This window comes from Mycobacterium sp. SMC-4, assembly GCF_050205565.1.
GTDB lineage: Bacteria > Actinomycetota > Actinomycetes > Mycobacteriales > Mycobacteriaceae > Mycobacterium.
Map to the genome: position 1 here is coordinate 1 of NZ_JBNMQU010000037.1, position 429 is coordinate 429.

Consider the following 429-nt stretch of genomic DNA (forward strand, 5'->3'; position numbering starts at 1 on the left):
CTGGTCGATCTTCTCGCGCGAGAGCCCACCCCAGAACCCGACCTGGCCGGCCAGCGCGGCGTCCACCGCGGCCATCACATTGTCGTCGGTGATCAGTTCGGTGCGGTAGACGATGGTGCGCACCAGCAGGTCGCTGATCAGGCCCTGGGCGAACAACGCCGCGACCTGGGGGAGCCGGTCCCGCAACCGCACCCCCCGATGGGTTTGGGCCAGCGCCAACCCCTGGGTGACCCCCAGCGCGGCGGCCAATTCGGCAGCCACGGCAGCATCGGGGTCCAGCCACCACCCCTCGCGCTGCTCAGCGGTAGCGGTGGCCGCGTGGGTGCGTCGATCGAACAGCTCAGCCAGCACCGCCAGCTTGCGCGCTGCGGCGATGTTCTCCGCGCGTGAGCAGTTCCGGGCAGCGTCGATCAGCGCGGCCGCGCTGGC

Annotated in this window: 1 protein-coding gene; it reads right to left on the reverse strand. The window is 71.3% G+C overall.

Translation table 11 applies throughout. The annotated features are described in order from the left end of the window. Positions 1-429, reverse strand: a 429-nt coding sequence (locus tag ACQI46_RS25635) for a DUF222 domain-containing protein (protein ID WP_427096858.1), incomplete at both ends; no start/stop codon positions are given.